The following is a 3,693-nucleotide window of genomic DNA, read 5'->3' as shown; positions in this document are numbered from 1 at the left end:
GGAGGCCGGATCGCACGTGCCGCCTGCCCGAAGTCGCCGGAACGGACTCCTCGGCGATCGGAGACCCGAGGACACGGTACACGTGCACGGACCGCTGGAGATTCTTGACCTCGTGGAACCCGATGTCCGTGAACTCGAGGCCCACCTTGTTGTGAACCTGCTCGTAGACGCTGCCGGATACGAGAATCTCGCCGGCGCCGGCCATCGACTGAATACGGACCGCAACGTTGACGCCGTCGCCGAATATGTCGCGGTCATGGTCGACGATGTCACCGACGTTGATGCCGATTCGGAAACGGACCCGGCGCTCGAACGGGATGCCCGTCTCGCGCTCGGCCATGCCCTGCTGGATGTCGGCGGCGCACTCCACCGCATCGACCGCGCTGGAGAACTCGACCAGCAGTCCGTCTCCGGTGCCCTTCACGACGCGCCCGTGATGTCGGGCGATGGCGGGATTGATCGTCTGAGTTCGGGCGGACTCCATACGAGCGAGCGTCGCCGTCTCGTCCACCTCCATCAGACTCGAATAGCCCACCATGTCGAGAGAGAATACCGCGGCGAGCCTGCGTCGCATCCCGCCTCCAGGGCGCTCGGTGTGGTGGCGATCTGGCCCGCGTTCACGGGAGTATCGCATATTCTACCGGTCACCGGGATCAGCCGCGACCTTTCGGCGCACCACCACGGACAGGAGACTACGGATGCGCACCCTGAGCCTGGCTCTGATTCCCATCCTCCTGACCGTCCCGACCCGCGCTCACGCGCAGGATCAGGACGGCGATCGAGCCCGGGAAGCAGCGGACCTCGAGGCGCGAGTCGCGAGTCTCGAGCGCCGCGTCGCGAACCTCGAGGCGCTGCTGGCGACGACGGACGTGGCGGAAGCCGTCGCGCGAGTGCTGGAAGCAGTCAGGGATCAACCCCGCGAGACCGAGCCGGGCGGCGACGCGGCCGACAAGTCCAAATGGCAGTCGCTCGAGAAGGGCATGACCAAGGCGGAGGTCCGTCGGCTTCTCGGCGAACCCGACGACGTGACCTCCTTCGGCCTGTCCGAAGAGTGGCGGTGGGACGAGGCCCCGTGGGGAAGCGTCAGTTTCGATGAGTCCGGAGAGGTCGATATGTGGTTCGAGCCCCACGGCTGACCGCTTGATCCGGACCGCACGCGTGGGACCGCCCCTCAGCCCCCCAACACAACCGCATCGGGGATCTCGTACCGCTCTCCGCCGATGCGAACGAGGGTCAGGTCGCCCTCGCGGGACGCCGAGAACTCCCCGGGGTAGTCCGCCTCGCTCGTGTCCGCGCCGATCGGGATACCCATGCGGAAGTAGATCGCCCGCGGCCGACCGTCGGGCCGGGTGATCACCACCGTCGCGTAGCCGCCCCCGGCCCGCGCGACGCCGAACTCGCACTCGGTCATCGGCTGCCCGGCGGCCTGAGCGCACGGAAGGGTGCCGGTCGCGTCGAAGTCGCCCTGTCCGGCCCGAAGCGCCGAGTCGTCGGGACCCATCGCCACGCTGCCATCCGGAGCGATCGCGGGCTCGAGGTACTCCGCCGCGACGTATCCACGCGGTCCCCCGCCCAGCTCCTGGACGTCACACCAGATCCGGCCCTCCGTGCGCTGGCACCCGAGATTGTCCAGGATCGTCCCTGCTTCGTATAGGGCGAGGACGGGCGCCGCGGTGGACGGCTGCTCCCGCAGATTGAGCCCGTCGGTCACACCGCTCACCACCCAGTCTCGCGGCCCGCCTTCCTCGGGAGAGGCCGGAACACCGGCATCCTGGGCGGCAACCGTTCCGACGCACAGAAGCAGAAACAGCGAGATCATCGATACCCGCGCACGCAACGAATCCATCCGGTCTCCTCCTCTTCTCTCGACACCCGGCGACTCCCGTACGATCGCGCACCCCGGAGCCACGCGCCATATTCGGGTCCATGCAGCCACGAGAGCCGATCGACACGAGGGACCGAGCCGCGGGAGCCGATGCGCCGGCTTCGGGTCCGGTCGATCCTTCTGCCCGGCTGAGACCCGGGTTCGCGATCGACCTCCCGGTTCCCCCTGACGAGGCGATCCCTCGTCTCCGCGAAGGGCTCGTCGGACCGGGATCGAGCGGCCCGTCCATGGCGGCCGGACGACAGGTCGACCTCCGGATCGAAGAATCGCGTACGCGAGTGTGGACCCCCCGTCTCACCGTGCACGTCGAAGATGCGCCGGACGGCTCGACCCTCCGCTGCCGGTTCGCACCCCGGCCCGAGATCTGGACCGGTTTCATGTTCCTGTATTCCCTTTGCGCCTTCGGGATCCTGTTCGGAGCGACACTGGGCTACGTGCAGCAGGTGTCGGATGAAACGCCGTGGGGATACTGGGCGATCCCGGCCGGACTTCTGATCATCGCCGCGATCCACCTGGCAGGATACCTGGGCCAGCGCCTCGCCGCCGACCAGATGGCGGAGCTGCGCCACAGGCTCGACGAGGTGCTGGAGGAACAGTTCGCCTCGACCTGGAACGATTCCGAATCCGCTCAGTAGAGCGGCGTGCTCAGCGAATGATGACCACGGCGAACAGGGCCGGTTCGGGAGTGCCGTCGCCGTTGAAGTCGAACAGGAGATCGTTCGTGGCCAGGGTGAGGCTGTTCCCCGTCTGCGTGCTCTGTAGCTCGTACGCGTAGATCTGCGGCTCCTCCGTCTCATCCACGAAGATCAGATACGGGGAATCGATTTCGTAGGTCGCCTCGCTGATCTCGGGCTCCTCTTCGCCGGGCAGGGTGAAGAACTGCGTGGCGTTTCCGTCCAGGGTGAACCGGAACGACAGCTCGCCTCCCTCGGCCAGCAGATCGAAGGTCTGGGCCGGGTTGGAGAGGTTCGTGATCTGGACCGTGGTCGCCTCCCAGTCGCCGGACAGGATCTCCGGCGTGAGGTCCGCCTCGATGTCCGCCACGTTCCCGCAGCCGGCAGTCAGGAGAGCCGCGATCGGGAAGACCGTGATTCGACGAAGTGAGCGCATGGTCATGTTCCTCAGAAGGTCCTGAACCAGCCGTACAGCCTGAGCCGGCCGACCCGTTGCTCGATGTCCAGGAAGTTCTCCTGGTCAAAGTAGCTGTTTCGCAGCCAGCCGACCGCGTCCGCCCCGAGTCCCCACCGTCCGATGATCGGCACCGCCGCCCGCACGCGCGCCATCTGGATCAGGTGGTTGCTGTCGCCACCGTTGCTGTTCGACCCGTTCAGCGTGTGCACCCACGCGAGCCGGTAGCCCACGGTGATCCACTCGAGGTCCTTTCTCGCCAGGCTCACGTTGAGCCAGGCGCCGGCACCCGTCCCCATGTCGTATTCCCGCAATCGCTCCCGGTCCGGAATCTCCGCCACGAAGGCGTACTCGGAATTCACCGAGTTCAGCAGATAGCCGTGAAGGTTCAGATCCGTATGGATCGAGGTCGACTCCGACAGGCTCCACCTGGAGAGGAGCGCGGCCCCGAACGACTGACCCCCGAACTCCACCACGTTGTTGTTCGTGTAGTCGAAGTTCTGGGTCACCGCGAACACGTGGTGCACCTTCTCGGACTTCTTGAGATCCGATGAAGCCAGGTTGCCCACGATGTCGAACCGCCCGATCAGGGCCTTCTCCCCGAAATTGAGCGACAGGCCCATGCGGAACTGGTCGAACGGGTCGCGCCGCGTGTCTTTCCACGGATCGCCGTACCGCAT

Annotated in this window: 5 protein-coding genes and 1 pseudogene; 2 read left to right on the top strand and 4 right to left on the bottom strand. The window is 66.4% G+C overall.

Translation table 11 applies throughout. From position 1 onward, the window contains the following. Window positions 1–574 (bottom strand): adenylate/guanylate cyclase domain-containing protein (locus AC36XV_RS02925; protein WP_492202176.1); only part of this gene is annotated, 574 nt, incomplete at its 3' end. A 124-nt stretch (window positions 575–698) separates the two neighbouring features. Between AC36XV_RS02925 and AC36XV_RS02920 the strand changes: the two genes are divergently transcribed. Next, a complete protein-coding gene (locus tag AC36XV_RS02920) occupies window positions 699–1,136 on the top strand; it encodes a hypothetical protein (RefSeq protein ID WP_492202175.1) in 438 nt (145 codons plus the stop codon). Window positions 1,137–1,171: 35 nt separating this feature from the next. Here AC36XV_RS02920 and AC36XV_RS02915 read toward each other — a convergent pair whose 3' ends face one another. Then, window positions 1,172–1,846: an SH3 domain-containing protein gene (locus AC36XV_RS02915; protein WP_492202174.1), complete on the bottom strand. Its 675-nt coding sequence runs from the start codon at window positions 1,844–1,846 to the stop codon at window positions 1,172–1,174. 266 nt (window positions 1,847–2,112) lie between these two features. Between AC36XV_RS02915 and AC36XV_RS02910 the strand changes: the two genes are divergently transcribed. After that, window positions 2,113–2,520: a hypothetical protein gene (locus tag AC36XV_RS02910; protein WP_492202173.1), complete on the top strand. Its 408-nt coding sequence runs from the start codon at window positions 2,113–2,115 to the stop codon at window positions 2,518–2,520. 10 nt (window positions 2,521–2,530) lie between these two features. On the opposite strand, the gene AC36XV_RS02905 is transcribed toward AC36XV_RS02910, so the two are convergent. Together AC36XV_RS02905 and AC36XV_RS02900 are read right to left on the bottom strand one after the other, a co-directional pair. After that, window positions 2,531–2,995: a hypothetical protein gene (locus AC36XV_RS02905; RefSeq protein ID WP_492202172.1), complete on the bottom strand. Its 465-nt coding sequence runs from the start codon at window positions 2,993–2,995 to the stop codon at window positions 2,531–2,533. A gap of 11 nt (window positions 2,996–3,006) precedes the next feature. Then, a pseudogene (locus AC36XV_RS02900) lies at window positions 3,007–3,693 on the bottom strand (hypothetical protein); the annotation flags it as partial.

The organism is Candidatus Benthicola sp. (assembly GCF_058719085.1).
This window is presented reverse-complemented; position numbering and strand designations above follow the sequence as displayed.

Coding starts and splice junctions, on each gene's coding strand:
- AC36XV_RS02920 (WP_492202175.1), top strand. CDS start 699: ATGCGCACCCTGAGCCTGGCTCTGATTCCCATCCTCCTGACCGTCCCG.
- AC36XV_RS02915 (WP_492202174.1), bottom strand. CDS start 1,846: ATGGATTCGTTGCGTGCGCGGGTATCGATGATCTCGCTGTTTCTGCTT.
- AC36XV_RS02910 (WP_492202173.1), top strand. CDS start 2,113: ATGGCGGCCGGACGACAGGTCGACCTCCGGATCGAAGAATCGCGTACG.
- AC36XV_RS02905 (WP_492202172.1), bottom strand. CDS start 2,995: ATGCGCTCACTTCGTCGAATCACGGTCTTCCCGATCGCGGCTCTCCTG.